The sequence below is a fragment of the Streptomyces sp. NBC_01314 genome, from assembly GCF_041435215.1.
GTDB lineage: Bacteria > Actinomycetota > Actinomycetes > Streptomycetales > Streptomycetaceae > Streptomyces.
Genome location: NZ_CP108394.1, coordinates 11,196,576 through 11,220,790 on the forward strand (window position 1 = coordinate 11,196,576; position 24,215 = coordinate 11,220,790).

A 24,215-nucleotide genomic window follows, 5' to 3' on the forward strand; every position below is an offset into this window, starting at 1 on the left:
GGGCCGGAAGGTGCGGAAGGTGGGGTACGCCGGTGCCCGGCCCCCTCCCGCAGCCGGCGCCGGCTGCGGGAGGGGGCGGTGTGCTGGGGGTGGTTGTTGTGTGCCGGCGCCGGCCGCGGAGGGCGGGGAGGGTGGTGTGGTGGGGGTGGTTGTTGTGTGCCGGTGTGTGTGGGGGGCTGGGCTGGTGGTGGGGTGGGTTTTGTGGGGTGGGTGGGGGGTGGTGGTGGGGGTCAGGTGGTGGGGGTCAGGTGGTGGGGGGTGCGGGGGTGACGGTGCAGCGGAATACGGGTTTGTTGTCCTGGTGGCCGTTTACCTGGACGGGTGTGTTGTGGCCGGGTGCTGTGCCGGGGGCGGGGTGTGCCTCGATGATGCAGGGTGTGTCCAGTTCGGCGTAGCGGTGGAAGGTGCTGGTGAGGGTCTGGGGCAGGAAGGAGCGGCCCAGGACGGTGGCGGTGGCCTGGCGGGCGGCTTCGATGAGGACCATGCCGGGGACGTGGTCGACGGGGTGGTCGAAGAGCACGGGGTGGCGGCTGTCGACTCTCAGCTGCCAGCGGTGGTTTTCGGTGAGGGGGGACAGGACGACGTCCATGGGGGACATCCGTCCGACGCTCTGCGGTGCGACCGGGGCGGTGAGGGGGAGTCTGCGGAGGTCGCTGTCGGGTGTGCGGTGGGCGCGGACGCGGCGGTAGACCGCGGGTGAGGTGCAGGAGAAGGAGGCGCCGGCGTCTGCGACAATCTGGCCGTCGCGCCGGATCACGGCTTCGTAGCGCAGGCCTGCCAGGCTGCGGCCGCGGCGTTTGATCTCCGGGCAGCTGATGTCGAGTTCCAGGGACGCCGGTGCGCCGCCGACCAGGAGGTGTTCGGGGCGCACGTCGATGGCGAGGTCCCACATCAGGAAGTGGTGGCCGAGCGGGACACCGAATTCGGCGTGGGCCAGGAGTGCGCCGGCCTGGCGGATGGTCTCGGCCGCGATGAGCGGGTCGTGGCGGCCTTCGGCGGCGGTGAAGAAGCTGTGCCCGCGGGGCCACTGGGCGCTCACCGTGAAGCGGTCCTGGCCGGTGCGTTCCCAGTCGGTGAGCATGACCTCGGCGACGCTGGCGCGGTGGACGTACTCCTTGGGGACCGTGGTGGTCAGGGACGGGTAGCGCAGCACGCCCGTCCCTGCCGGTGCCGAGGTGTCCTGAGCGGTGGGCGAAGTGCTGGGTATCGCGCGTTCTGTGCGGAACGTGATCGCAGACATGTCTGATCCCCTTGAGCCGCCATGGCGTGCACTGATGAGTGGTGGTCCCTCGAGCAAGCAAGAAGATACATACCAACCGGTTTAATTTCTAGCGGTATCGCTCAGTCCGGACGGGCGGGATCTGGAGGGGGCTGCTCCAGATCCCTTGCCGGTCTTCGCCCGGCCCGCGCGGCCCTGTCCGGCCTGCGGGTATGGCCCGGCTCGGGGCGCGGGGGCGCCTGCCGGCCGCGCGGGCGTGAAAGAGGGGGTGCGCGGGGTCCGCTGCGGGGCGGCGGGGCCCTGAACGCCCTCGTGAGCGCGGTGCGGGCGGGGAGCGGCGGCGGGCGGGCGGGTCCCCGGGCGCACCGCCCGCTGTGGCCCGCGGTGCATCCCGCCGCCCGCCCGTGCGCCGGGCGGGCGTGTCCGCGAGGGGGCCGGCGGCGGGGGTGTGCGGGCGGCGGCTCCCCGGATGCCGGTGCGGCGCCCGGCCGCCGGCGCCTCCCCGGCCGGGGGCCTCCCGGGACCCTTTCACCGACCACATAGAGACCGCATATGCGGTTTGTTATGATGGGGGTTGTGGGCCTGGACGGGACCTCCTCGGCCTTCTACCGGGAGGGGGCCTGGCATGGCACCGGCGAACCCACCACCGGCGGCGGCGCAGCCCGCGCCGGCCGGCGCGGGGCGCGGGGCGCGGCTGCGCGTTCTTCGCCCGCCCGTCCGCCCCGGGCCCGGGGCGGACGGGCGGGCCGGGTGCGGGCCGCCGGGGCAGAGCCGGCGGCCCGCCCGGCCGGCGACGCCATCACGTGCGCACCCCCCTCACCGGTTCCGTCACCGGTTCCCTCACCAGTCCCGTCACCGGTTCCGTCGCCGGTCCTTGCCGGGATCCGTGAGGTTCTCATCCGTTCCCTGGCCGTGGCGCGCACCGAGTACGCCGCTCTGTCCGCCGGCGGGAACGGCCACCCCTTTTTCCGCGACAACGGAGCACCCCGATGGTCAAACAGGAACGCGCGCTGCGCACGCGCGAGGCACTGATCAAGTCTGCCGCCGTGGTCTTCGACCGGGACGGTTTCAGCGTGGCGTCGCTCACCGTGATCAGCAGTCAGGCCGGTGTGAGCAACGGGGCGCTGCACTTCCACTTCGCCACCAAGGCCGCCCTGGCGGGCGCTGTGGAGGACGCGGCCGCGCACCGGCTCGGCCGGATCACCCTGCGGGAGGAGGAGGCGGCAGGCGCCCTGCAGCTGCTGGTGGACGCCACCCACGACCTGGCGCGCGGGCTCCACGACGATGTGGTCCTGCGGACCGGGTTCGAGCTGAGCGGTGATCATGTCTATGTGGCCAAGCGGGACCTGAGGCACCAGTGGCGTCAGTGGGTCGAGGAAACGCTGCGGCGTGCCGGTGCGCAAGGGGCCCTGCACGAGACGGTGACACCGGAGGACGCGGTGATCACCCTCGTGGCGGCGACCTCGGGCCTGGAGGTGCTGGGAGCGCGGGATCCCGTATGGCTCTCGTGCCGGACCCTCACCCGGTTCTGGCAGCTCCTGCTGCCACGGCTGGCCTCCGCGTCGGCGCTCGGGCGGCTCACGGCGCAGGGACACCGCGCCGGCGCCGCGCGCACTGCCGGGGCCCAGGACCCCGCAAGCGCCCGTGGCGAGGGCCGGGCCACCGGCACCGCCCAGGCCGCGGACCGGACACGCTGACACGCCCGGCAGACACGGACCGACCGGCCCCGGGAAGTGGAGTTTCTTGCGCAGTGCCCCCGCCCTCCCCCTCCCGCCTTCGCCCCGCTCTCGCCTGCGGTATCGGTTTCCGGGGGTCTCGTTCTTCGGTTCCTGGGTTCTCCGCTCCGCCGTCCTGGGCGGATGGGGGCGCTGGTCCTCTTGCATGTGGAGGTGTTGGTGTTGCCGTGTAGCAGCGGAGGTTCGCTGTGAGGCCGGTGCGGGGGCGGGTTGTTGTGGGGTGTTCTGTCCGGTCGGTTCAGTGTTTTTCTCCGGCGGGTTCGCGGGTGGGGTGTCCTGGGGCCGGGCGGGTGTGCGGGTGGTGGTGGGTGCGGCCGGGTGGGGTGGGGCGGGGGGTGGTGTCGTGGGGGGCGGGCGGGGCGGGCAGGTTGCGTACGACGAGGCGGTGGGCCGGGATCCGGCAGCCGTCGCCGATGGTGACCGGTCCCAGGACGGACGCGCCGGTTCCGATCAGGACCCGGTCGCCGATGACCGGGTGGCGGCGGCCGGGGGTGCTGTCGTGCTGCCAGCCTCTCGAGCCGAGGGTGACGCCGTGGTAGAGGGTCACGTCGTCGCCGATGACGGCTGTTTCGCCGATGACCACGCCGAATCCGTGGTCGATGAAGGCGCGCCGGCCGATACGGGCCCCGGCGTGGATCTCCATGCCGGTCAGCAGGCGTGCCAGCCGGGTGAGGGCCGCGGCGCTCAGGCGGTGTCCGCGGCGGTGGCGGCGGTGTGCGAGGCGGTGCAGGGCCAGGCCCTGCCAGCCGGCGTGCAGCACTGCCTCGCGTCTGCCGGAGCAGGACGGGTCGCGCTCGAGGACCGCTTGGAGGTCCTCCCTGATCAGCTTCAGCAGGGTGGGGGTGGTCAGGGAGGCGGGGCGGCTCATCGGGCGGGCGCCGCGGTGCCGGGCGCGCCGGGCCGCCCGGTGCGGTACAGGGTGCGCTGGAACAGTTCGTCCGCGGTGAGGGTGGCGAATCGCTGCGGGCCGTGTGCGGCGCCGGGCGGGCGCAGCGGGGTGAGGGTGGTCCAGGGTGCGGGGTGGCAGCACTGCGCGAGGGACAGGCGGCCTGTGTCCGGGCCGGGCGGGGGCGCCGCCCGGTGGGCGGCGGCGCGTGCCAGTCCGCCGGTGAGCCGGTCCAGGACCAGGCCGACGGTGACGAGGGCATAGCCGGGGGGTGCTTCGGCGGGCAGCCACCGGCCCTCGACACGGACGTCCGTCCCGGCCGCGGCCGCCCGGGGCACGGTGGTGATCAGGCCCATACCCAAACCCGGGTCCATGCCCTGGCCCAAACCCGGGTCCATGCCCATGCCCATGCCCATGCCCATGCCCTGGCCCATGCCCTGGCCCATGCCCAGGCCGTGGCCCTGGCCCGGGTCCATACCCGGGTCCTGGTGTGGTGCGGCTCCCGCCTGCTGCACGGCTCCCGCCTGCTGCGCGGCTGCTGCCTGGGGTGCGGTGCGGGGTGTCTGGCGGGCGGGCGGGTACCAGGCGGCCCGGCTGGTGGCGGGGCCGTCCTGCAGCATGTCGGTGAAGTAGTCGGGGTGGGCGCCCAGGGCGCCGGCCAGGGTGTGCAGCACCTCGTGCTGCAGGCGCAGCATGCGGGTGTGCAGTTCGCGCAGGGCCGCGCCGATGCCGGGCACCAGGTGGTCGGGGAAGTAGGGGGCTGGGTAGCGGGCCGGGTAGCGCACGCGCAGCGGATGCCCGGCGGGCAGCGTCGCCCCCCAGCCGAAGAGCTCCCTGCCGCCGGCCGCCGGGCCCCTCTGCCCGGGTCCGGCAGGCGGGGTGTAGCCGGCCCGGCCGGTGCCGCCCGGCACCCGGCAGGTCCGCTTCTGCTCGGGGGTCAGGCCGAAGAAGGCGGACAGGAATCCGTACGCCTCCTGCAGCAGGGACTCCGTGACCGTGCTGCGGACGAGGAAGACCCCGTCGTGCAGTGCGCCGTGCAGGTGGTGGCGGTCCTGGGGCCGTTGCAGGTCGATTTCCTTGATCATGCCGGGTTCCCCTTTCCCTCCGTGAGGGGGGTCGTGCGTGGGTCCTTGCGAAAGGCCAGCGCCAGGTAGGCCAGCCGGTGGCCCCGGTAGGGGAAGTCACGGTCGATCACCAGGCGGCCTGTGGGGGTGAGCCCGGCGCCGCCGTACAGGCCGGTGACAATCTCTTCGGTCAGCCACCAGTTGAGCCGGCCGTCGTCCAGGGGGAGTTCGGTGAGCGTGCCGTCGGGGCTGAGGAAGACACTGACGACCAGGACCCCGCCGGGGCGCAGCAGGCCGGCGCCGTGCGCGGCCCAGGCCTGCCAGTCGGCGCGCCGCTGGTGGTGCAGACAGCCGTTGTCCACCACGAGGTCCTGTCCGGCGCCGGTGAACTGCAGGAAGTCGCCCTGCCGGAAGCGGACCCGGCCCCGGGCGGGCGGGGGTGTGTCCCAGACGTCCAGCAGGTCCAGGCCGGTGCCCTCGGCGTCCAGGCGTTCGGTCAGGTCCGTTGTCTGCCGGCCGCGCCCGCAGCCCACGTCCAGGATTTTCGGGCGCCGTCCGGTGACGTGCGGTGCGTGCTCCAGGGCGAAGCGGGTGATGGCCTCGCTGGTGTGGGCGCCGGTCCAGGAGTCGCGTCGGCGGCGGTACCAGTGGCCGAAGGAGCCGGCGACGCGACGGCGGTAGGCGGCGTAGCCCGGCGGGCTCTCAGCGGTCGGCGGCATGGGCCCATTCCTCCAGGGTTCCTCGGCCTGCGGCGACGGCCACGGCGTGTCCGCCGCGCAGGTCCTCGTCGATGACGCGGGACGCGCTGAGCCAGGCGCCCGCGGCACTGCTGCAGACGGCGATCTGCTGGGTGCGGCGCAGCCGGTTCATGGCGTCGAGCGCCTGGGGGTAGGGGACGCCGGCGAAGGCGAAGCCGTCCTCGTAGGGGGCCAGCAGCGGCTGGCGAAGGCCGTGCCCGAGGCCGCCGGTGCCGCTCATGCGGCGGGCGCCGTCCGGTGCGCGGCCGTCGCTGTAGGGGGCCTCGGCGGGGAAGACGGCCACCACACGGCAGCTGGGCCAGCGCGCCCGCAGCGCCTGTGCGGTGCCGACCAGGGTGCCCGCCGAGCCCACCGAGGCCGCCAGCACGCCGGGCCGTATCCCGTCCCGGGCGAGCCGGGCGACGATCTCGGCGCCGGTCTGTTCGCGGTGCACGGCGGCCGCTTCGGGCGCGCAGTGCTGCAGCAGCAGGTGCCGTTCCTCGCGTTCGGCGATACGTACCGCCTCGTCCATCGCCCCGAGGAATCCGGTGCCCTCGGGCGCGTGGGTGACCTGCGCGCCGTACCGGCGCAGACAGTCCGTCAGACGCCCGGGCGAGCCGTGGGGCAGGGCCAGGTGCACATCCAGGCCGAGCAGCGCGCACATCTCTGCCAGGGCCAGGGCGAGGGAGCCGCCGGAGTACTCGGCGAGGCGGACCGCGGGGGTGCCGGCCCGGGCCACCGCCGCGCACAGCAGCGCGTAGGCGGTACGGGCCTTGACGGTGCCGGTGAGGTTGGCGGCCTCCGCCTTCAGCCATACCGTTCCCCGCCCGCCCCGGCTGGGCACCGCCACCAGCGGCGTGGCGCCCACGGCGGGCCGGATCGAGGCGAGAGAGGGCAGCAGCCGGTGGGCGGCCCGCTCCAGGGGTGCGAACGCCGCTTCCAGGGCGGCACGGTGGGGGCGCCGCGCCCGCAGCGCCCGCTCGATGTCCCGATAACCAGCCGGTCCCGCCGTCCCCAATCCCGCCATCGCCGGTGCCGGTGCGGGCGTCCCGGGTCCTGCCGTTGCCGGCACGGTCGTCCCCGGCACGGTCGTCGCCGGTGCGTTCATGAGGGGCGCTCGCTGCTGGCGAGGCGGAAGCCCACGGGATACAGCGGCCCGGGGAAGGGGCCGTGCCGGCGGCGGGTGCGGGTGAGGTCGCCGAACCGGGCGAAGCTGCCGCCGCGGGCGATGCGGTAGCCGCCCATCGACTCCACCAGGTGATCGGCCACCGGCTCGCCGCCGGGGTAGGGGGCGTAGTCGTCGGCGGTGAACTCCTCCACGTTGCCTGCCATGTCCAGGGCGCCGCACGGGGCCGCCCCGGCCGGGAACGCGCCGACCGGGGTGGTGGTGTGCACCCCCGTCTCGCGGGTGTTGCAGGCGCCCGCGTCGAAGCCGCCCTGCCACGGGTAGGGGCGGCCGTCGGGGCCCTTGGCGGCGTACTCCCATTCCGCCTCGGCGGGCAGCCGCCAGGGGTGGCCGGTGCGCTTGGACAGCCAGCGCGCGTAGTGGTCGGCGTGCTCGGCGCGGATCCCGGCGACGGGATGGTTGGAGCGCTCCCACGGGTAGGCGCCCAGGTACCAGGTGGTGGGGCGCTGCTTGAGGCCGGTGGCGGCGAGGAACGTGCGCCACTCGCCGTTGGTCACCGGGTAGCGGGCGATGAAGAAGTCACTGAGCTGCACGGTGTGTTCGGGGCTCTCCTTGGCGATCCAGGACTCCTGCACCCCCTTGCCGGCCCAGGACCGGGTGACGTGGGCGACCTCCCCGGCCGGCAGCCCGATGAGGACCGTCGCGCCCGGCACGAAGCACATCGCGGGGACGGGGGTGATACGCGGGTCTCCCAGCAGGGCCAGCATGCCTCCGGCGGCCAGCCGTTCGGCCGTCGCCAGCGCGGGGTCCTCGACGGCCGCGGCCAGTTGCTGCCGGTCGGCCGGGGCGCCCCGGGCACCGGGGCGGGGGTGGAGGAGGGCGGGGTCGGCGAGGTCGGCGTGCTCGGCGAAGTGCGGGCAGGACGCGACGTCTTCGAGGTTCATGCGCCGGCCTCCTCGAGCAGTGCCAGGGTGTGGCCGCTGCCGGCCTTGGCGGCCAGATAGGCGGCGTTGTCGGGGGTGAGGTGAACGGTGGTGGCCACGACCGCCTCGACACCGATGCCCAGGGCGCGCAGCTGGGCGACCTTGTCGGGGTTGTTGGTCAGCAGCCGGATACGGGTCAGGCCCAGGGCGCGCAGCATCGCGGCGGCGGCCCGGTAGTCCCGTTCGTCCTCACCGCGTCCGATGAGCCGGTTGGCGCGGAAGGTGTCGATGTCCTGGTCCTGCAGGACATAGGTGTCGAGCTTGTTGTACAGGCCGATGCCGCGGCCTTCCTGGCGCAGGTAGAGCACGACGCCGCCGGTGTCGGCCAGGGCGGCCAGCGCCTCGTCCAGCTGCGGTCCGCAGTCGCAGCGGGCCGAGCCGAACACGTCACCGGTCAGGCACTCGCTGTGCAGCCGCACCAGCGGCACGCTCTGCGGTGCGTGGGGGATGACGCAGGCGATGTGCTCGGCGGCGTCGGGCAGCTGGTGGAAGGTGACCAGTTCCGCCCGGCGGCCCTGCGCACGCTCCAGGGTGATGGGGACCCGGGCGCGGACCCGGGCGGCAGCGGGCAGTGTGACGAGGGTGTTCATCGAGAACCTCCGAGGAAACCCCGGCCTTCAGGCCGGGGAGGAATCGGACTCCTGCGGAGCAGGGCAGGGGCAGGGGAGTCGCCGTCAGGGCGATGCGCCGTCCGCCGTCGACGACCCGTCAGGAAGTCGCAAGCTGATGCGATAATTTGTGAGTTATGGCCACTCACGTGAAGCGGTCGTTCAAGTACCGCTTCTATCCCGACGATGCGCAGGCGGCGGAGCTGTCGCGGACGTTCGGGTGTGTGCGCAAGGTCTACAACCTGGCTCTCGAGGCGCGGACGGCCGCGTGGTTCCAGCGCCGGGAGCGGGTCAACTACAACGCGACCTCGGCGATGCTCACCGCGTGGAAGAAGACCGAGGAACTGGCCTACCTCTGCGAGGTGTCGTCGGTGCCGTTGCAGCAGTGCCTGCGGCATCTGCAGGGCGCGTTCACCCACTTCTTCGAGGGCCGGGCGAAGTACCCGCGGTTCAAGTCGTGCAAGAAGTCCCGCCGTTCGGCGGAGTACACCAGCTCGGCGTTCCGTTACCGCGACGGCCGGCTCACGCTCGCCAAGATGCGCGAGCCGCTCGCCATCGTGTGGTCGCGTCCGCTGCCCGAAGGCGCGCAGCCGTCCGCGGTGACCGTGTCCCAGGACGCGGCGGGACGCTGGTTCGTGTCCCTGCTCTGCGACGACACGATCCCCCCGGCACCGGCCACCACGACGGCTGTCGGGATCGACGCGGGCATCACCTCCCTGGTGACCCTGTCGACCGGGGAGAAGGTCACCAACCCGAGGCATGAGCGCCGTGACCGGGCCCGGCTGGCGAAGGCCCAGCGGGAGCTGTCCCGCAAGGCCAAGGGCTCCGCGAACCGGGCCAAGGCCCGGGTGAAAGTCGCCAAGGTCCACGCCCGGATCACCGACCGGCGCCGGGACCATCTGCACAAGCTGACCACTCGTCTCGTCCGTGAGAACCAAACGGTCGTGATCGAGGACCTGAGTGTCCGCAACATGGTCAGGAACCACAAGCTGGCGCGTGCCGTCTCGGACGCGTCGTGGCGCGAGCTGTACTCCATGCTGGAGTACAAGTGCGCCTGGTACGGGCGCGACCTGGTCGTGATCGACCGCTGGTTCCCCAGCTCGAAGCTGTGCGGGTCCTGTGGCACGGTCCGGGCGAAGCTGGCGCTGAACGTCCGTGAGTGGACGTGCGGCTGCGGCACGGTGCATGACCGCGACGTGAACGCGGCGAAGAACATTCTCGCGGCCGGGCTGGCCGTGTCTGCCTGTGGAGACGGTGTAAGACCTCAACGGGAGTCCTCCCGGACGGGGCGGTCGTCGGTGAAGCAGGAACCCCAGCGGGCGACCGCTGGAATCCCCCGCCTTTAGGCGGGGGAGGATGTCAACTGTGCTGTCCTTCGTGGAAGGCCCCGCTTTCAAGGCGGGGGGTGGAAACGAAAGCCCCCGCTGAGCGGGGCAGGATGAGCCGCTGCGAGCCCCGCCGCGGGGCGGCGGCGCAAGTCAGGCGGCCCTGCGGCCCGCCGGCGCCGTGCGGCCCGCCGGTGCGGGCGCCGCCGGCCGGGCCGGCGTTGTCAGCAGGTCGCCCAGGTGCAGTGAGCGCTCGACGACGGGCAGGCCGGCGCTGTCGACGCCGACGAGGAGGATGCGCCCGTCCCAGCCCGCGACGGCGACGGTGCCGTCCTGGAGGCGGTGCATGCACGACAGGCCCTGGGCGAACTCGGCCACCACATGGCCGGAGGCCAGGGTGGCCGCCGCCTCCTGCCAGTCGACCTGCCAGGCGTACAGGCCGAAGTCGTAGGAGCCCGCCAGGACCACCGGCCGCTCGGCGCTGCCCATGAGGGCCACGCACTTGACGGACTCGTCGGGGCCGAGCAGGGTCTGCACGCGCTCCGCGCGCCAGGTGCCGCCCGGCAGACGGGTGATCCGGCCGGCCTTGACGGTGTGGTCGCGCGAGGCGCTCGCGGCGACCCGGTCGCCCAGTACGGCGACCGCGTTGACGAGGTTGCCGTGCTCCCACAGCCTGCTGCGCGCGTACGCCCCGCCGGCCTCGACGCTGCGGTCGGTGGCCGCCGACAGGAAACCGCCGGGGACGGCGGCCAGGGACTTCACGGACCCGCCGTGCGCCCCGATCCGCTCCACCACACCGAGGGTGTCCGGGGTGATGAGGAGGAACTCCCCGTTGTAGGTGCCGGCGACGAGGTGGCCGTCGTGGACGGTCAGGGAGGGCACGGGGGCGCCCAGCGGCGCGCTGGAGGTGACGGCGGTGCCGTCGTGGCGCAGGACGTGCCCCGAGTAGGTGCCGGCGAAGAGCACGCCGTCGTGGACGGTAAGGGACAGCACCGGACTGGGGCCGAAGTCGATCACGCGGACGGGCCCGGCCTGCGCACCGTCCACGCCGCCGCCGTCCACGCCGCCGCCGCCGTCCACGCCGCCGCCGCCGTCCACGGTGACGGCGACGACGAGACCGGAGTCGGTGCCGACGAGCAGTTCGCCGCCGAGCTGGGCCAGCGCGTTGGGGCCGTGCGTGGCACCGGCGGGAGCGCAGAGCTGAACGCCCGTCGCCAGATCGAACAGATGCGGGCCGTTCCAGAAACTGCCGGCCGCCACGACACCCCGGGCGGCGGTGACCGAGCGCGGCCACATCCGCCGGTCCTCGCTGCGGTGCAGGCGCCTGCCGGTGACGTCGAAGTGGTGCAGCGCCCCGTCGTAGGCGCCGACGACGAAGGAGGCGTCGTCCTCGGACCAGGCCACCGAGCGCGCCGCGGAGCTGGACACGGCGACGGTGCGCACCACCTCGAGTTGGGTGGTGAGCAGGTCGACGGCGCCGTCGTCACGGGCCACGGCCAGCAGCCGGCCCGAGTGGGACCAGGCACAGCCCTCGATGGAGGAGTCGTAGCGGCGGGTGAGCGGCGCGCCGGGGCCGTCCGGATCGCTGACGGCCACCAGACCGTCCTCGCCGACCGTGGCGATGAGCCCCCGGGCGCTGACCGACACCATCATGCAGTGCGCCTCGTGCGCGCCGACCTCGCGCAGGAACACCCCGTCGGCGGCCGACCACAAGGTGGCGCGCCCGTCCTCGGAGACGCAGATCAGCCGTTTGCCGTCGGGCAGCCAGGCCACCGAGTTGATGTCGTCGGTGTGCCGGGCGAGCACGGTGAGCAGCACGCCGGCGCCCTCCTCGCCCACCCGCCACACGGCCACCGTCTTGTCGGCGGACGCGGTGGCCAGCACCTCGGCATCGACCGGGTTCCAGGCGCAGGCGTTGACCAGACGGCGGTGGCGCAGTCTGGCCAGCTCGGTGGGACGGGACGGATCGCCGGTGTCCCAGACGATCACCGTGCCGTCGTACGAACAGCTGGCCAGCCGCTTTCCGTCAGGCCTGAAGCCCACATGGGTGAGCGGAGCGAAGTGGCCCGGTCCGCAGGCCGGAAGATCAATGGGTCGCACGCCGTCCCGTCCTTTTTCTCGTGTTCCCGGATATGGGATCCTGAATTTGTTTCCGTGCGCTGAACGAATATTTTTTTCAAGGCCCGCAACACCTCGAATGCCCCTGCTGCCCGGCGCCCCGGCGCGGTGCTTCACGAGGTGTCCGCCGAATGCCGAAATTAGGCGGACGGCCTGCCCGATGGCGAGCGGACGGCACACAATCCGGCAACTTCCCACATTCCTGCCCGTAACTTGACGGGGCGGCTTCGGCCTGGCACAAGACGCGCCGGCGGCGGCCCACTTGACCGATTCCGCCGGACCCGGTTGAGGCGCCCGGCAGGACGGGCCCACGCTGGCCCGGAAATGCAGGAACCGGCCGGGGAGCTGAGCGGCGTGCACATTGTTGTGGTGGAGACGGCATCCGTCCGAGGTTTCGACATGATCGCGGAGATGGCCGACTCGGGCATCGAGGTCAGTTTCGTCACCGAGACGCTCGACGCCCATCGAAAGAATCCGGGCTTCGAATTGTCCGCGCGTGCGGCACGCATCGTCGAGGTTCCGCGGCTGGCGCAAGGCGTCCTCGCGGACCGGCTGCACGGCCGGCTGGGCCCCCTGCCGCCCGACGGGGTGATCTGCCGGGACGAGGTGCATCTGCCGGCCGCCGCGGGGCTGGCCCGCGACCTGGGACTGCCCCACGAATCACTGCCGGCGGCCCGGATCCTCAGTGACAAGGCGGCCGTCCGCGCGCGGCTCACCGCGCGCGGCATCGGCTCGCTCGCCTGGCGGGTGGCCGCAACCGAAACCGAGGGCCTTGCGGCCGTCGACGAGATCGGGCTGCCCGTGGTCGTCAAACCGACCGCGGGCGGATGGTCGGTGGGCGTGAGCATCGCCTGGAGCCGGGCGCAGGCGGCCCGCGCGCTGGCCGGGGTGCTCGGCGTGCCGGCCGGCCCCGACGGCACGCCACCGCGCGCGCTCATCGAGGAGTACGCGGCGGGCCGGCACGTCAGCGCCGAACTGCTGGTGCAGGACCACCGCACCGTGCTCCTCGGATTCGCCGAACGGCTGCCGGCGCCCCCCGGCCAGACGGCGGAGCTCGGCGGCCACTTCCCGGCCCGTATCGAACAGGAGGCTGCCGCGCGCGCGTTCGTCCTCGACGCCGTGCGGGCCATCGGTGTCCGCTCCTCGGCCGTCCACGCCGAACTGCTGCTCACCCCGACCGGCCCGGAGCTGATCGAGATCAACGGCCGGGTGGCCGGGCATGTGGTGGCCCGGCAGATGTCGCTGGCGCTGGAACGCTCACTCACCGCCGACCTCGTGGCCCTCGCCGTCGGCGACCCGGTCCGCGAAGCCGCGCCGCACGAGAGTGTCGTCGCCCTGCACCACCTCTTCTCGCCCGTGGACGCCGTGGTGCGCGGAGCGAAACCGCAGGACGTCCTCACCCCCGACGTGATCGAGTCCCACGTCCGGGCCGGCACGGGCGACAAGGTGGCGGCGCTGCGCACCAACCACGACCGGATCGGCTATGTGCTGGCCCGCGGCCGCACCGGCGACGAAGCCGCCCGCAGCGCCGCCGAAGCCGCCCGGCGCATCCTTCAGTCCCTGCAACTGCACCCGGCACCCGGCACCGCGGACACGGCCGGCCCCCTTTCCGGCAGCCCCGCCCCGCAACAGCCCCCGACGGACCACCTGCCGACAACAGCAGCAGGCCCAGGGACAAACCGCCCGCAGACCCCGGAGGAGCCCCGGGCAGACCGCCCGCCGATACCGGGGGAGTCCCGGACGGACCGCCCGCCGGTACCAGGGGACCTGCGAACCGGTCACCCGCCGATGCCGGGGCAGTCCCGGACGGACGGCCTGCCGGTTTTGGAGGGCCCGCGAACGGGTCACCCGCCGGTACCAGGGGACCTGCGAACCGGTCACCCGCCGCTCCCGGGGAAGCCCCGGACGGACCGCCCGCCGCTCCCGGGAGACCTGCGAACGGAGCGCCCGCCGTGGCAGGCTGACGGGCCGTCCGGCCCGGCCCCGCAGGACGCGCCGTGCGGCGAGCATGTGCTGGTGCTGCTCGGCGCCGGGGACCCCGCCGACCGGATCATGACCGCACTGGCAGCGGTGACGGCCAAGGTCAGCGTGGTCTGGACCTCGGGCCCCGACGGCGAACCCCGGGCACGAGCACGCTGGCAGCAGCACTGCCGCGGCCAGTGGCACACCGCGTCCACGGGATCGGACATCCGTGCCGCCGCCCGCCTCATCCACACGGCCGAACCGGTCCGGGCCCTGCTGACCTTCTCCGCCTCCTACGCGGCACGGCAACTGCGCGACGGAGCCCCGCCCGCCGCCCAGCCCCCGCCCGCCGGCCCCGCACCCGGGCACACGGTCGTGGTGGCCGCCTACCGCGGCGACGTCCGGGCCCTGGCCGTCATCGACGAGGAAAGCGGCACCCGCCTGTGCCCGTCGCACCTGAACGGCCCCGCGCTCAAGGAACTGACCGACCGGGCCGTGCACGCCGTGCGCGCCGCACGCATCGAAGGCGTGGTGCGCTGCCTCCTGCCCCCGAGCACGGCACACCCCCGCGAGGGCCGCCCCGAGCCCCTGCTGCTGCCCGGCCTGGACGCCGCCACCATCGACCTCTACGACGCCGTCCACACCCGCGCCCTGGTCACCGCCGTCACACAGACGGCGCTCGGCCGCACCCCGCCCACCCGGCGCCGGCCGGCCGTCGCCGTGCAGCGCACGCTGACCACACCCGCCGGCCCCTTCCGGGTCATCGAGGCCACCACCGAAGAGCAGCTGCACACCTGGCCCGGCCTGTTCCGGGCCCAGGTCCTCACCCGGGCCGGCCACGTCCGCCAGGAACCGGGGCCCACCGTATGGCTGCGGCACACCGTGACCGCGAACGGGCGCACACAGGCACGCAAGGCGGCACGCGAACTGGAGCGCTCCCTCCTCCTGCGCACCACACCGCACGAGCGCACCCATGTGCTCCTGCTGGACCGGATCGGCGCCCCGACCTGGACCCTTGCCGACGGCGCGCCGGTACTGCCCGCGGACCGCTTCCGGCTGAGCGTGCTGTCCTCGGCGGCCGGCCCCACCCCCGCCGCCGACCTGGCGGTACACACCGACCTGAGCGACGGCTTCCTCCTCGGCCAACTCGCCCGCACCCTTGACGCCGGCCACCCCGTGCACCGGGTGGCCGCCCTCTCGGAGCGCCTGCAGGAACCGGCCGCCCGGCTGCGCGCCCTGCTCGGCACGGCCGGTGAAGGACCCCAGCAGGTACGGCGCTGGGTGGACAAGGCCGTCATGAAACGCATCGCCCGCCGCCACGGCATCCGCTGCGCCGACGGGCTCCTCGCCCACAGCGCCCAAGACATCACCCAGCTCTTCGACCGCCACGGGAAGATCGTCCTCAAGCCGCGGGCCGGATCCGGTTCACAGGGCGTGGCCGTCCTCGCCTCCTGGCCGGCCGTGGAGGCCTGGCTGCACACACGGTTCACCCCGGGCACGCACCTGTGCGAGGAGTTCGTCGACGCCCCCCTGTGCCACATCGACGCGGTCGTCCACCAGGGCGAACCGGTGTGGGACGTCTCCCTCTACGAGCGCGACACCATGGCCCTCAGGCACGGCCTGCCGCTGTCCTCGGCCACGGCGGCCGACCCCGGGCTGCGCGCGGCGGCCGGGCACCTGCTTCACCAGGTCGTGCACGCCTGGCAGATGAACTCGGGCGTGCTGCACCTGGAAGCCTTCGTCACCGGTGAGCGCCTGACGTTCTGCGAGGTCGCCGCCCGGCCCGGCGGCGCCGGAGTCACCGAAGCCTTCCGCGCCACCACCGGCATCGACCTCGACCACGCCAAACTCCTCGCCGACGCAGGGCTGGACCCCCGCCACCACCGCCGCGACCCCGTGGCCGCCCACGCCGGCTGGACCGTGCACTACTGCGGCGGCGGAAAACTCCTCACCTTCGACGACTCCGCGGTGGCGGCGCACGCCTGCTTCCGCTCCGTGAACGCCCGCGTCGGGGACACCGTCCCCGCCTCACTGTTCTCCGGCAGCGGCCTCAGCACCCACGTCTTCGCCCACGACTCGCACACCGAGGTGTCCCGGCTGCTGCGCCGCGCCGAGCACGACGTGCGCATCGTGACCGCGCCGGCCCCCGCCGCGCAGGGCCGGCCATGATCCTCGCCCTGCTCGGCAGCGCGGCCAAGGACTCGGTGGCCCGCGAGGTCCTGCTCAAGGCCGGCGAGCGCATCACCCGCGCCGGCCACCCCTTCGAACTCATCGACCTGGCCGTCGAGTTCCCCCAGCCACACGCACTGCACGACTACGACGACCCGCCCGCCGGCAGCCAGACCGCACTGCTGCGCTCCCGCATCGCCCCAGCCGGCGCAGCCCTGCTGGCCACCCCCGTCTACCACGGCTCCTACAGCGCACTGCTGAAGAACGCCCTGGACCACCTCACCGGCGACGCGCTCAGCGGCCGGCCGGTCGGCCTGATCGCCGCCGGCGGCGGACCGCGCGGCGCCGGCACCGCCTGCGACCAGCTGCGCACGGTCGTGCGGGCACTTGGCGGGTGGGCCGCGCCCACCCACATCGCCACCACCGCCGCGGACCTGACACCCGGGACGGCACTGGACTTCCTGCACCACAGGCTCGACGACCTCGTCACCGAACTGCTGTCCTTCCGCGCCCCCTGCCCGCCCTTCCCCCGATGAAAGGCCCCGCCATCATGGCTTCCCCCCACCTTCTGCTCCTCGCCGGGATAGGCGGCCACGCCCCCCACGAGGCCCTCGACTCACTGGCCACCGTCACCGACACCGTCAGCGTCGTGTACGTGAGCGCCTGGCAGCCCTGCGACGAGGCACGCGCCGACTGGCAGCGCCGCGGCCTGCACGGCGAGTTCCTGGAAGCCGCCGACCTGGACACGGCCGTCGAGGCGGCCACCGCCCTGCACACCCGGCTGCCGCTGAACGGCGTGGTGACCTACTCCGAACTGCTGCTGCGCCCCCAGGCCGAGATCGCCAGCCGGCTGGGCCTGCCCGGCAACACCCCCCAGGCGGTGGGCATCGCCCAGTCCAAGGCACAACAGCGCCTCCTCTTCGCCGAACACCAGGTGCCCTCGCCCGGCTTCGAGGTCATCACCAGCGACCGGGACCTCGCGGCGGCAGCCGCACGCGTCGGGCTGCCCGGCGTGTTCAAACCGTCGCTGGGCGCGGGCAGCCAGTGCGTGCGCCTGGTGTCCACCTACTCGGAACTCATCCACGCCTTCACGGTGGCGCGCGCCGAGAAAACAGCCTTCCTGCAGTGCGAGGACGCCTATCTGCTGGAGGAGCGGATGGAACTGGAGGCCGACGGCGACAGCGGATACGCGGCCTACTGCAGCGTGGAGTCCCTGCTCGCCGCGGGCGTCACCCACCACCTCGCCGTCTCCGACCGGCTGCCGCTGGAACACGGCTACGCCGAAGAGGGCGTCGTCCTGCCCACCCGGCTGGACGCCGCGAGCGTGCAAGCCGTCGTCGACGTCGCCGACCAGGCCATCCGGGCGATCGGGCTGACCTGCGGCGCCGTGCACACCGAGATCGCCCTGGGCGCCGACGGCCCCCGGGTCATCGAGGTCAACGCCCGCGCCGGAGGCCCGCTGCCCACCATGTTCGAGGTGGCGGCCGACTACGACTACGCCGCCCAGATCGGCCGCAGCGCGCTCGGCCTGCCACCCACCGCTCTCCCCGAGTTCACCCGGGCGGCACTGCTGCGGTTCCTGCCCATACCGGCCGGCCTGTGGCGGGTGGCCGCACAACGGCCCGTCGAGGACGTGCTGCGGGACTTTCCCGAACTCGTCTACCTCTCCCCCCGCTTCACCCCCGGCCAGCGGGTGAACCGGCAACGCACCCTGCACCTGGCCAGCTTCATGGTGGCCGCCCCCGACGCGCCCACGGCCCGGGCCACGGCGGCACGTGTGGAACACGCCCTGGGCATCCGGCTGGTGCCCGGCTACGGCGCGGCGACAGGAGCCGACCGTGACTGAGCGCACCGCCGGGCGGCAGGCCGCGTCCCGGGCGCGCCGGTACTACGCGGTCGGCCTGTGCGACGCGGTCGGCCTCGGCATGTACCTGTCGCTGTCGGTGCTCTTCCTGGACAGGGCGGCCGCCCTGTCCAACCAGCAGATCGGCGTGGTCCTGGGCATCTCGGGAGTGACCTCGCTGCTGGGCGCCCTGCCCATCGCCCGGGCCGCGGAACGCCACGGCATCCGCGGTGTGCTGTGCGCGCTGTTCCTCATCCGCTGCGCGGCCTTCCTCGCACTGGCCATGGTCGCCTCCTTCACCCAGGCGCTGGGCGCCGCGGCGGTGGCCGGGCTCCTCAGCCGCGGCATCGGACCGCTGATCGAGTCCGGGCTGATCAGCCGCGTCCACGGCGCCCAGGCCGTGGGCGCGCTGGCCCGCCTGCGCACCCTGCGCAACGCCGGGATGGCGGCCGGCGCGCTGCCCGCGGGCGCCGCGATCGCCGCCGACCAGACGTGGGCCTACCGGGCGGCGATGGCGGCCTCGGCCGTGCTGTTCCTGTGCTGCGCCGCGATATGCCGGGGCTTCGAGCCCGCGGCGGCGGCCCCGGCCGCCGGACAGGACACGCGGGCGGGGATCCTGCGCAACCGCGCCTTCCTGGGCATCACCGCCCTGTACGGGGCGTTCACCCTGTCGGCGCTGCTGCTGGGCATCGGGCTCCCGCTGTGGATCGTGCAGCAGACCCAGGCCCCGTCGTGGAGCGTGACCGTCATCCAGCTGCTGAACACCGTCCTCGTCGTCGTGCTCCAGGTGCGGCTGAGCCGGGGCTCGGAACGGCTGGCGCGGGCGCGGGTGCTGATGCTGCGCGGCGGGCTGCTGTCGGGGCTCGGCGCCCTGGTGGTGCCGCTGACGATGCTGGGCGGCCGGCATCTGGACGTCGCGGTCGTCATCGCGGCCGCGGTACTGCTGTCACTGGGGGAACTGCTGATCATCGCGGGCACGACGGGAGCGGCGCTGCTGCACATTCCCAAGGACCAGACCACCGGCCATCTCGCCGTGTTCAACCTGGGCTTCGCGATGACCACGGTGGTCGGACCGCTGCTGATCAGCACCACGGTCGGCTGGTCCTGGCAGGGCTGGGCCGGCTGGGCGGTGTTCTTCACCGCCCTGGGCCTGCTCGCCCTGCGCGTCCCCGGACCGGGCGCCCTACGGCAGCACAGGACACCGGCCACGACGCCCGCCTGACGGCGCGCCGGCACCATCCGCACATCCGCACCCGGCGCCCCGGGCGCCGGCCGGGGGCGCACCGCCGCTCACACCAGATGCCCCCATTTCGCCTGCCTGCCGTCATCGTGAGCAGCGCTCGCGCCACCCGGGCCGGCACGGCACGCCGGGCCCGCCCTCACCACGCCCCGGCCCAGACGTGTCCGGCCCCAGGCCGCCGCCGCGGACGGGGGAGCCGCGGGCGCAGTGCGTTCGCCTTTACCGGCGCCGCCGGCGCCGGTGCCCGCCGCTGATCACCCGCCTCCTGCAGCAGCCAGGGGCAGGAGCCGGCACCACACCCCGCGGCCACACGGGCCGCCTGCCGGACCGACGAGGACGCTCCGCACCTGCCGGGCAGCAGACGTGCTCCGCACGTGCCGCACGCTCAGCGTGCCGGCGTGCCGGTACCGCTCACACAACCGGTGACGTCGACGTCGCGGGCGAAGTGCAGGGCGCAGACCCTCATGCGGCGGGCTTGGTAGAAGCGGTGGGCCGCATGATTGCTGACGCCGGAGTCGAGTTCGACGCGGCAGCAGCCGGACGACTCCGCCCGTTCCATCAGGTGGGAGAGCAGACGGGCCCCCACGCCGGCGCCGCGCAGGGCCGCGCCGGTGACGAGGTCGTCGACGAAGAGCACCCGGCCGCGGCTGGTGGCCAGCACCCGGTGCGTGGCCACCGCCGCGCAGCGGCCCTCCTCGTCGTAGGCGGCGGTGAAGACGAGCCCCTGCTCGTGGGCCTCGGCCGCGAACCGGTCGAACGCGGCGTCGCCCAGCGCGGGCCGCAGCGCCTGTATCAACGGCCTCACGTGCAGGGCCATCCGACGCTCGCCCGGCATCACATCGCTCCAGGTGAGTGACATGCCGGGCATCGTAGGCGCGCTCGAGCCCCCGGGCGGGCGCGAGTTGACACACCGGCAGGGCCGACCTGACACACCACCACGCCGACCTGACGGACAGCGCCCCGTGTTGGCGGCCGGCCCCCGCCGCACCGCCGCGGCGGTGCCAGACTCGCCGACCATGCGTGCCGCCTACATAACCCGACTCGGCTCCCCGGACGTCATCCGTCACGGCGAGCTGCCGCAGCCTGCCCCCGGCCCCCACGACGTGCTGGTCGACGTCGAGGTGAGCGCCGTCAACCACGTCGACACCTTCGTGCGTTCGGGTGCCTGGCGCACCCCTTTGGAGTTCCCCTTCGTCATCGGCCGCGACCTGGTGGGGACGGTGGCCTCGGCCGGCCCCGGCACCACGGGGTTCCGCACCGGCGACGCGGTCTGGTGCAACAGCCTGGGCCACGACGGCCGGCAGGGGGCCGCCGCCGAACAGGTGGTGGTGCCCGCCGACCGGCTCTACCACCTGCCCGGCAACGTCGACGCGGTCGACGCGGTGGCGCTGGCCCACCCGGCCGCGACGGCGCACCTGGCCCTGTTCACCCACGGAGGCCTGCGCGCCGGCGAGAGCGTCGCCGTGCTGGGCGCCGGCGGCAACGTGGGCAGCGCGCTGGTCGTGATGGCCGCCCGGGCCGGAGCCCGGGTGATCGCCGTCGCCTCCGGGCGCGACGAGGCGTATGTGCGCTCCCTGGGCGCCGAACACGTCGTCGACTACCGCTCCCACGACGTCGCCGCCCAGATCCGCGCCGCCGCACCCCACGGCGTGGACGTCTACCTCGACACCTCCGGCCGCAACGACCTCGACGCCGCGGTGGACCTGCTGGCGAGCCGGGGCCGGATCGTGCTCATGGCGGGACTGCGCACCCGCCCGGTGCTGCCCGTGGGACCCCTGTACCTGATGGACCGCTCCGTGCGCGGGTTCGCCATCTCGCACGCGGACACCGCCCACCTCGCCGACGCGGCATCCGGCATCAACACTCTGCTGGCAGCCGGCCTGCTGCGGCCGCGCGCCACCGAGGTACTGCCGCTGGACAAGGCGGCCGAGGCCCACCGCCGTCTGGACGAGGGCAGCGTGCACGGCAAGCTGGTGCTGCGCATCCGCGACTGAGCCGTTACTCAGAGCCTCAGCGGCTCTCAGCATTCCGGGCATTCCGGCCCGGAAGGTCCGTCTCGTCACCAGAGCGTGAGGGCTTCGGTTTGAGTACGGTCTCTCGCTTCCTTCCGCCGCTGGTGCGGCAGGGTTGCGCCACCTGCCCGCCCCGCACCCGTCTTGCGGCGGGGGCGGGTGGCGCGGGTCTTCTGGTCGGCTCCACGAGGCTTCGACACCGCCGGGGCGGTGTCCTGGTCTCCGGCCACTCCGGTACCAGTCGTGCAGGCTGCCGCGAGGGCGGCGAGGTTGAGTGCGGCGTTGTCGTCCCGGTCGAGGACCAGGCCGCAGGCGTCGCATTCGAAGGTCCGGATGTGCAGCGGCAGTTTGGCTTTCACTACACCGCACCCGGAACAGGTCTTGGAGGAGGGGTACCAGCGGTCGGCGGCCAGGATGCGGCAGCCGTGGCGCTGCGTTTTGTAGGTGAGCTGGCGGCGGATCTCACCGAATCCGGCGTCGGCGATCCTGCGCGCGAGACGCCGGTTGCGGAGCATCCCGGCGACGTTGAGGTCCTCGACGACGACGGTGCCGTACTCGGCCGCCACGCTCGTGGTGAGCTTGTGCAGGGCGTCTTCGCGGAGGTTCGCGACCCGGTGATGCATCTTGTTGCGGACGGCGTTGGCCTTCTCCCACCGCTTCGACGGCTTCTGCCCGGTCCTGCGGTCGGGGCCCCGGCGGCGGGACACGACGCGGGACGCGCGGCGCAGCTGCTTACGCGCCCGGTCGTAGTGCCCGGGGTTGGGCACGGTGCGGATCTCGCCGGAGCTGTCGGCCATCACCGCGAGGGTCTTCACCCCGAGGTCGATACCGACCGCTGCACCGGGCCGGGCGACGCGTTCGAGGTCGCGCTTGGCCTCGGCCTGGAAGGAGACGAACCAGCGTCCGCGCTCGTGCCGCACGGTCGCGGACAGGATCCGCGCCGTCCCGGCCTGGACGCGGGTGAGGAGCTTCACCGTGGGCTCGTGGGTGCGGATCGTGCCCAGCCTCGGCAGCGTCACGTGCCGGCCGTCGGCGTCCACGCGGATCGCGCCGGTCGTGAACCGGCAGGACAGACGCGCCTTCCGCTTCGACTTGAACCGGGGCATGCCCATCGCACGGCCACGGCGCCTGCCCTGCTTCGACTTCGCGTAGTTGTCGAACGCGGCGGCAGCGTTCGCCAGCCCGGTGGAGTACGCCTCCTTGGAGTTCTCCTCCCACCACCCGGCGAACCTGGGGTCGGTGTGCTTGGTCTCGTTGAACGCCTTCCGCAGGGCGGGCAGCGACCACGGCCGCCACTGCGTCAGCTCCGCCTCGGGAATCCCGTAGGACTCCTCCGCGCGGCGCTGCCACCACGACGCCTCGACCCAGCCGACAGCCCAGTTGTACGCGGCCCGCGCAGCACCGCAGTGCGAGCGCAACGCGCGCTCCTGGGCGGCGTTCGGGCCCAGGGCGAAGCGGAACGCCTGCACCACGAACCCGGGCTGCGGCTGGAACTTCTTCACTCGGCGGCCTCGCCGGTCGCTACGGCCACCGCGCGGGCGGCCCGGTTCTTCGCCGCCCGCCGCCCGTACAGGCGCACGCACATCGACGTCAGCACCTCGGTGATGTCCCGCACCAGGTCATCGGCGGTCTCGGCGGGGTCGAGGACGACCAGACGCCGCCCGGACGCCGACAGGACGGCCTCCAGGTGCTCGGCGCCGAACCGGGACAGCCGGTCACGGTGCTCGACCACGATCACCGCGGCCTGCGGGTCGGACAGCAGCCGGTGCAGCTTGCGGCGCCGCCCATTCAGCCCCGAGCCGACCTCGGTCACGACTTCCGCAACCGGCAGGCCAAGACCAGTGGCCCCCTGGACCACACGGGCCACCTGCCGGTCAAGGTCCGGCTCCTGGTCCGCCGACGAGACCCGGCAGTACGCCACGACCCGGCCGGATGCCTCCGAGGTGGGCTCGTCGACCAGCCACGTTCCGGATGGCGTCTGGCGCACAGGGACCGGCATACGGCCCTCTTTCGCCCACGCCCACGCGGTCTGGTAATGCACGCCGTTGCGTGCCGCCCACTCGGAAAGCTTCACGCGATCAAGATAGTAGATGAGAAAGGCTGAGATTTACCGATGAATCACGCAACAGTTGTTAGCACCACCGCACGACACCCCCCTCCGCACCTCACCCGGCCGAGCGCCCTGCGCCCCGCTCCACGGACCGAGCTTCCGCCGCACCCCGGCCGCACGGCGAACCCCCTGCGCACCCCATCGGACCGAACCCGTCCCGCGCCCCACCGGACCGAGCCTCCGCCGCACCCCACCGGATCGAGCCCGCCCCGCTCCACAGTTCGAGCCCGCCGCGCCCCCGGACCGAACCCGCACCGCTGCGACGCGCGGGCGAATGCACCCCCGCTCCGGCCGGAAACGGCACCGCGGTGGGAAATGCCCGGCGATTCGGCAATTCGGCGATCGGCTTCGCCCGCACGGATGTCACGTGTCGAACCTGACGGACCCCGGACCGCTTGATTGCTCCCCTTCCTCGGCCATCGGCAGGATTGCCGCCATGACAGTCACCAGCGAAAGCGTCATCGACCAGTCCCCCCTTTTCGAACTCGACGCCCGTATTCGTATTTCGGCGAGTCCGGCCGAGATCTACTCCGTCGTCAGTGATCTGACCCGCAGCAAGGAGTGGAGCCCGGAGTGCATGGGCGGGCAGTGGACCCACGGCGAGCCCTCGGCCGTCGGCTCGGTCTTCCGCGGCGAGAACCTGCGCAGCCAGGACGTGGTCGGCTGGGCGCCGCTCGTGCGCGGCACCTGGTACACCGAGTCCCGCGTGGTGGCCGCCGAACCCGGCCGGACCTTCCGCTGGATGATGCTCACCCACGCCCGCGAGGACCAGGAGTCGATCTGGGGCTTCGACGTCCAGGACGCCGGCGAGGGCACCTCCTGGCTCGTCCACCACTTCCGGATGGGCAGGGCCACCGCCGGAATCCACAAGATCGTCGCCGGCCTCGACGAGGACACCCGGAAGCGGTTCGTCGACGACTGGACCGCCAAGCTCGAACAGGACCTCGACGACACGCTCGCCCGTATCAAGGACGTCATCGAGAAGAACTGACACAAACGAACGGCGCGCGGCCCTCACCCGCCCGCAAACCAGTCAGCTGTGAAACAGAGCACCCCCCCTTTCAGGAATCCGCAGCC

General features: G+C 73.4%; 19 protein-coding genes. 8 read left to right on the plus strand and 11 right to left on the minus strand.

The annotated features are described in order from the left end of the window. Positions 1-244 precede the first annotated feature (244 nt). Positions 245-1,240, minus strand: coding sequence for a ScbA/BarX family gamma-butyrolactone biosynthesis protein (locus OG622_RS49580; protein ID WP_371572263.1), 996 nt, complete (start codon positions 1,238-1,240; stop codon positions 245-247). Positions 1,241-2,208: 968 nt separating this feature from the next. On the opposite strand from OG622_RS49580, the gene OG622_RS49585 reads away from it, so the two are divergent. Next, entirely contained in the window at positions 2,209-2,916 is a 708-nt protein-coding gene (locus tag OG622_RS49585; RefSeq protein WP_371572261.1) for a ScbR family autoregulator-binding transcription factor, read from the plus strand. Between the two features lie 277 nt (positions 2,917-3,193). Here OG622_RS49585 and epsC read toward each other — a convergent pair whose 3' ends face one another. From epsC to ribA, 6 genes are read right to left on the minus strand one after another with little or no spacing between them, the layout of a single operon-like run. Continuing rightward, positions 3,194-3,823, minus strand: a complete 630-nt coding sequence (gene epsC, locus OG622_RS49590; RefSeq protein WP_371572259.1) for a serine O-acetyltransferase EpsC — start codon at positions 3,821-3,823, stop codon at positions 3,194-3,196. After that, entirely contained in the window at positions 3,820-4,926 is a 1,107-nt protein-coding gene (locus tag OG622_RS49595) for a hypothetical protein (RefSeq protein ID WP_371572256.1), read from the minus strand. Before OG622_RS49595 ends, epsC begins: the two co-directional genes overlap by 4 nt. Then, positions 4,923-5,624, minus strand: coding sequence for a class I SAM-dependent methyltransferase (locus OG622_RS49600; RefSeq protein ID WP_371572255.1), 702 nt, complete (start codon positions 5,622-5,624; stop codon positions 4,923-4,925). Before OG622_RS49600 ends, OG622_RS49595 begins: the two co-directional genes overlap by 4 nt. Then, positions 5,608-6,750, minus strand: a complete 1,143-nt coding sequence (locus OG622_RS49605; protein WP_371572253.1) for a pyridoxal-phosphate dependent enzyme — start codon at positions 6,748-6,750, stop codon at positions 5,608-5,610. Before OG622_RS49605 ends, OG622_RS49600 begins: the two co-directional genes overlap by 17 nt. Continuing rightward, the gene (locus OG622_RS49610) at positions 6,747-7,712 is read right to left on the minus strand and encodes a formylglycine-generating enzyme family protein (protein ID WP_371572251.1); all 966 of its coding nucleotides are present in this window, start codon (positions 7,710-7,712) and stop codon (positions 6,747-6,749) included. Before OG622_RS49610 ends, OG622_RS49605 begins: the two co-directional genes overlap by 4 nt. Continuing rightward, a complete protein-coding gene (gene ribA, locus OG622_RS49615; protein ID WP_371572249.1) occupies positions 7,709-8,341 on the minus strand; it encodes a GTP cyclohydrolase II RibA in 633 nt (210 codons plus the stop codon). Before ribA ends, OG622_RS49610 begins: the two co-directional genes overlap by 4 nt. 155 nt (positions 8,342-8,496) lie before the next feature. Between ribA and OG622_RS49620 the strand changes: the two genes are divergently transcribed. Continuing rightward, entirely contained in the window at positions 8,497-9,705 is a 1,209-nt protein-coding gene (locus OG622_RS49620; protein ID WP_371572247.1) for an RNA-guided endonuclease InsQ/TnpB family protein, read from the plus strand. 132 nt (positions 9,706-9,837) lie between these two features. Here OG622_RS49620 and OG622_RS49625 read toward each other — a convergent pair whose 3' ends face one another. Next, entirely contained in the window at positions 9,838-11,784 is a 1,947-nt protein-coding gene (locus OG622_RS49625) for a WD40 repeat domain-containing protein (RefSeq protein ID WP_371572245.1), read from the minus strand. A gap of 342 nt (positions 11,785-12,126) precedes the next feature. Here OG622_RS49625 and OG622_RS49630 point away from each other — a divergent pair, with 342 nt between their 5' ends. The 4 genes from OG622_RS49630 to OG622_RS49645 are packed head-to-tail and all read left to right on the plus strand — an operon-like array spanning position 12,127 to position 18,998. Next, positions 12,127-15,933, plus strand: a complete 3,807-nt coding sequence (locus OG622_RS49630; protein WP_371572243.1) for an ATP-grasp domain-containing protein — start codon at positions 12,127-12,129, stop codon at positions 15,931-15,933. Next, positions 15,930-16,469: an NADPH-dependent FMN reductase gene (locus OG622_RS49635; protein ID WP_371572241.1), complete on the plus strand. Its 540-nt coding sequence runs from the start codon at positions 15,930-15,932 to the stop codon at positions 16,467-16,469. The genes OG622_RS49630 and OG622_RS49635 overlap by 4 nt, the downstream gene beginning before the upstream one ends. Before the next feature lie 14 nt (positions 16,470-16,483). Beyond that, the gene (locus OG622_RS49640; RefSeq protein ID WP_371572239.1) at positions 16,484-17,779 is read left to right on the plus strand and encodes an acetyl-CoA carboxylase biotin carboxylase subunit family protein; all 1,296 of its coding nucleotides are present in this window, start codon (positions 16,484-16,486) and stop codon (positions 17,777-17,779) included. Then, positions 17,772-18,998, plus strand: coding sequence for an MFS transporter (locus OG622_RS49645; RefSeq protein ID WP_371572237.1), 1,227 nt, complete (start codon positions 17,772-17,774; stop codon positions 18,996-18,998). The genes OG622_RS49640 and OG622_RS49645 overlap by 8 nt, the downstream gene beginning before the upstream one ends. Before the next feature lie 403 nt (positions 18,999-19,401). On the opposite strand, the gene OG622_RS49650 is transcribed toward OG622_RS49645, so the two are convergent. Continuing rightward, positions 19,402-19,875 (minus strand): GNAT family N-acetyltransferase, encoded by a 474-nt coding sequence (locus OG622_RS49650; RefSeq protein WP_371572235.1) that lies wholly within the window; start codon positions 19,873-19,875, stop codon positions 19,402-19,404. A gap of 157 nt (positions 19,876-20,032) precedes the next feature. On the opposite strand from OG622_RS49650, the gene OG622_RS49655 reads away from it, so the two are divergent. Beyond that, a complete protein-coding gene (locus tag OG622_RS49655) occupies positions 20,033-21,010 on the plus strand; it encodes an NADPH:quinone reductase (RefSeq protein ID WP_371572233.1) in 978 nt (325 codons plus the stop codon). 65 nt (positions 21,011-21,075) lie between these two features. Here the strand turns inward: OG622_RS49655 and tnpB are convergent, their stop codons facing one another. Both tnpB and OG622_RS49665 read right to left on the minus strand, forming a co-directional pair. Next, on the minus strand, positions 21,076-22,530 hold the full coding sequence (gene tnpB / locus OG622_RS49660) for an IS607 family element RNA-guided endonuclease TnpB (protein WP_371572231.1): 1,455 nt from the start codon (positions 22,528-22,530) through the stop codon (positions 21,076-21,078). Further along, entirely contained in the window at positions 22,527-23,102 is a 576-nt protein-coding gene (locus OG622_RS49665) for an IS607 family transposase (protein WP_371572229.1), read from the minus strand. The genes tnpB and OG622_RS49665 overlap by 4 nt, the downstream gene beginning before the upstream one ends. Positions 23,103-23,574: 472 nt before the next feature. Here OG622_RS49665 and OG622_RS49670 point away from each other — a divergent pair, with 472 nt between their 5' ends. Continuing rightward, positions 23,575-24,129 carry an SRPBCC family protein gene (locus OG622_RS49670; RefSeq protein WP_371583960.1) on the plus strand — a complete coding sequence of 185 codons (555 nt, stop codon included), beginning with the start codon at positions 23,575-23,577 and terminating at the stop codon, positions 24,127-24,129. Positions 24,130-24,215: the final 86 nt, after the last annotated feature.

Bases quoted from the DNA above. Each gene is read 5' to 3' on its own strand.
- OG622_RS49650 (WP_371572235.1), bottom strand. From the start codon at position 19,875: ATGTCACTCACCTGGAGCGATGTGATGCCGGGCGAGCGTCGGATGGCC.
- OG622_RS49600 (WP_371572255.1), bottom strand. From the start codon at position 5,624: ATGCCGCCGACCGCTGAGAGCCCGCCGGGCTACGCCGCCTACCGCCGT.
- OG622_RS49630 (WP_371572243.1), top strand. From the start codon at position 12,127: ATGCAGGAACCGGCCGGGGAGCTGAGCGGCGTGCACATTGTTGTGGTG.
- epsC (WP_371572259.1), bottom strand. From the start codon at position 3,823: ATGAGCCGCCCCGCCTCCCTGACCACCCCCACCCTGCTGAAGCTGATC.
- OG622_RS49610 (WP_371572251.1), bottom strand. From the start codon at position 7,712: ATGAACCTCGAAGACGTCGCGTCCTGCCCGCACTTCGCCGAGCACGCC.
- OG622_RS49655 (WP_371572233.1), top strand. From the start codon at position 20,033: ATGCGTGCCGCCTACATAACCCGACTCGGCTCCCCGGACGTCATCCGT.
- OG622_RS49640 (WP_371572239.1), top strand. From the start codon at position 16,484: ATGGCTTCCCCCCACCTTCTGCTCCTCGCCGGGATAGGCGGCCACGCC.
- OG622_RS49595 (WP_371572256.1), bottom strand. From the start codon at position 4,926: ATGATCAAGGAAATCGACCTGCAACGGCCCCAGGACCGCCACCACCTG.
- OG622_RS49670 (WP_371583960.1), top strand. From the start codon at position 23,575: ATGACAGTCACCAGCGAAAGCGTCATCGACCAGTCCCCCCTTTTCGAA.
- OG622_RS49635 (WP_371572241.1), top strand. From the start codon at position 15,930: ATGATCCTCGCCCTGCTCGGCAGCGCGGCCAAGGACTCGGTGGCCCGC.
- OG622_RS49585 (WP_371572261.1), top strand. From the start codon at position 2,209: ATGGTCAAACAGGAACGCGCGCTGCGCACGCGCGAGGCACTGATCAAG.
- OG622_RS49580 (WP_371572263.1), bottom strand. From the start codon at position 1,240: ATGTCTGCGATCACGTTCCGCACAGAACGCGCGATACCCAGCACTTCG.
- ribA (WP_371572249.1), bottom strand. From the start codon at position 8,341: ATGAACACCCTCGTCACACTGCCCGCTGCCGCCCGGGTCCGCGCCCGG.
- OG622_RS49620 (WP_371572247.1), top strand. From the start codon at position 8,497: ATGGCCACTCACGTGAAGCGGTCGTTCAAGTACCGCTTCTATCCCGAC.
- OG622_RS49605 (WP_371572253.1), bottom strand. From the start codon at position 6,750: ATGAACGCACCGGCGACGACCGTGCCGGGGACGACCGTGCCGGCAACG.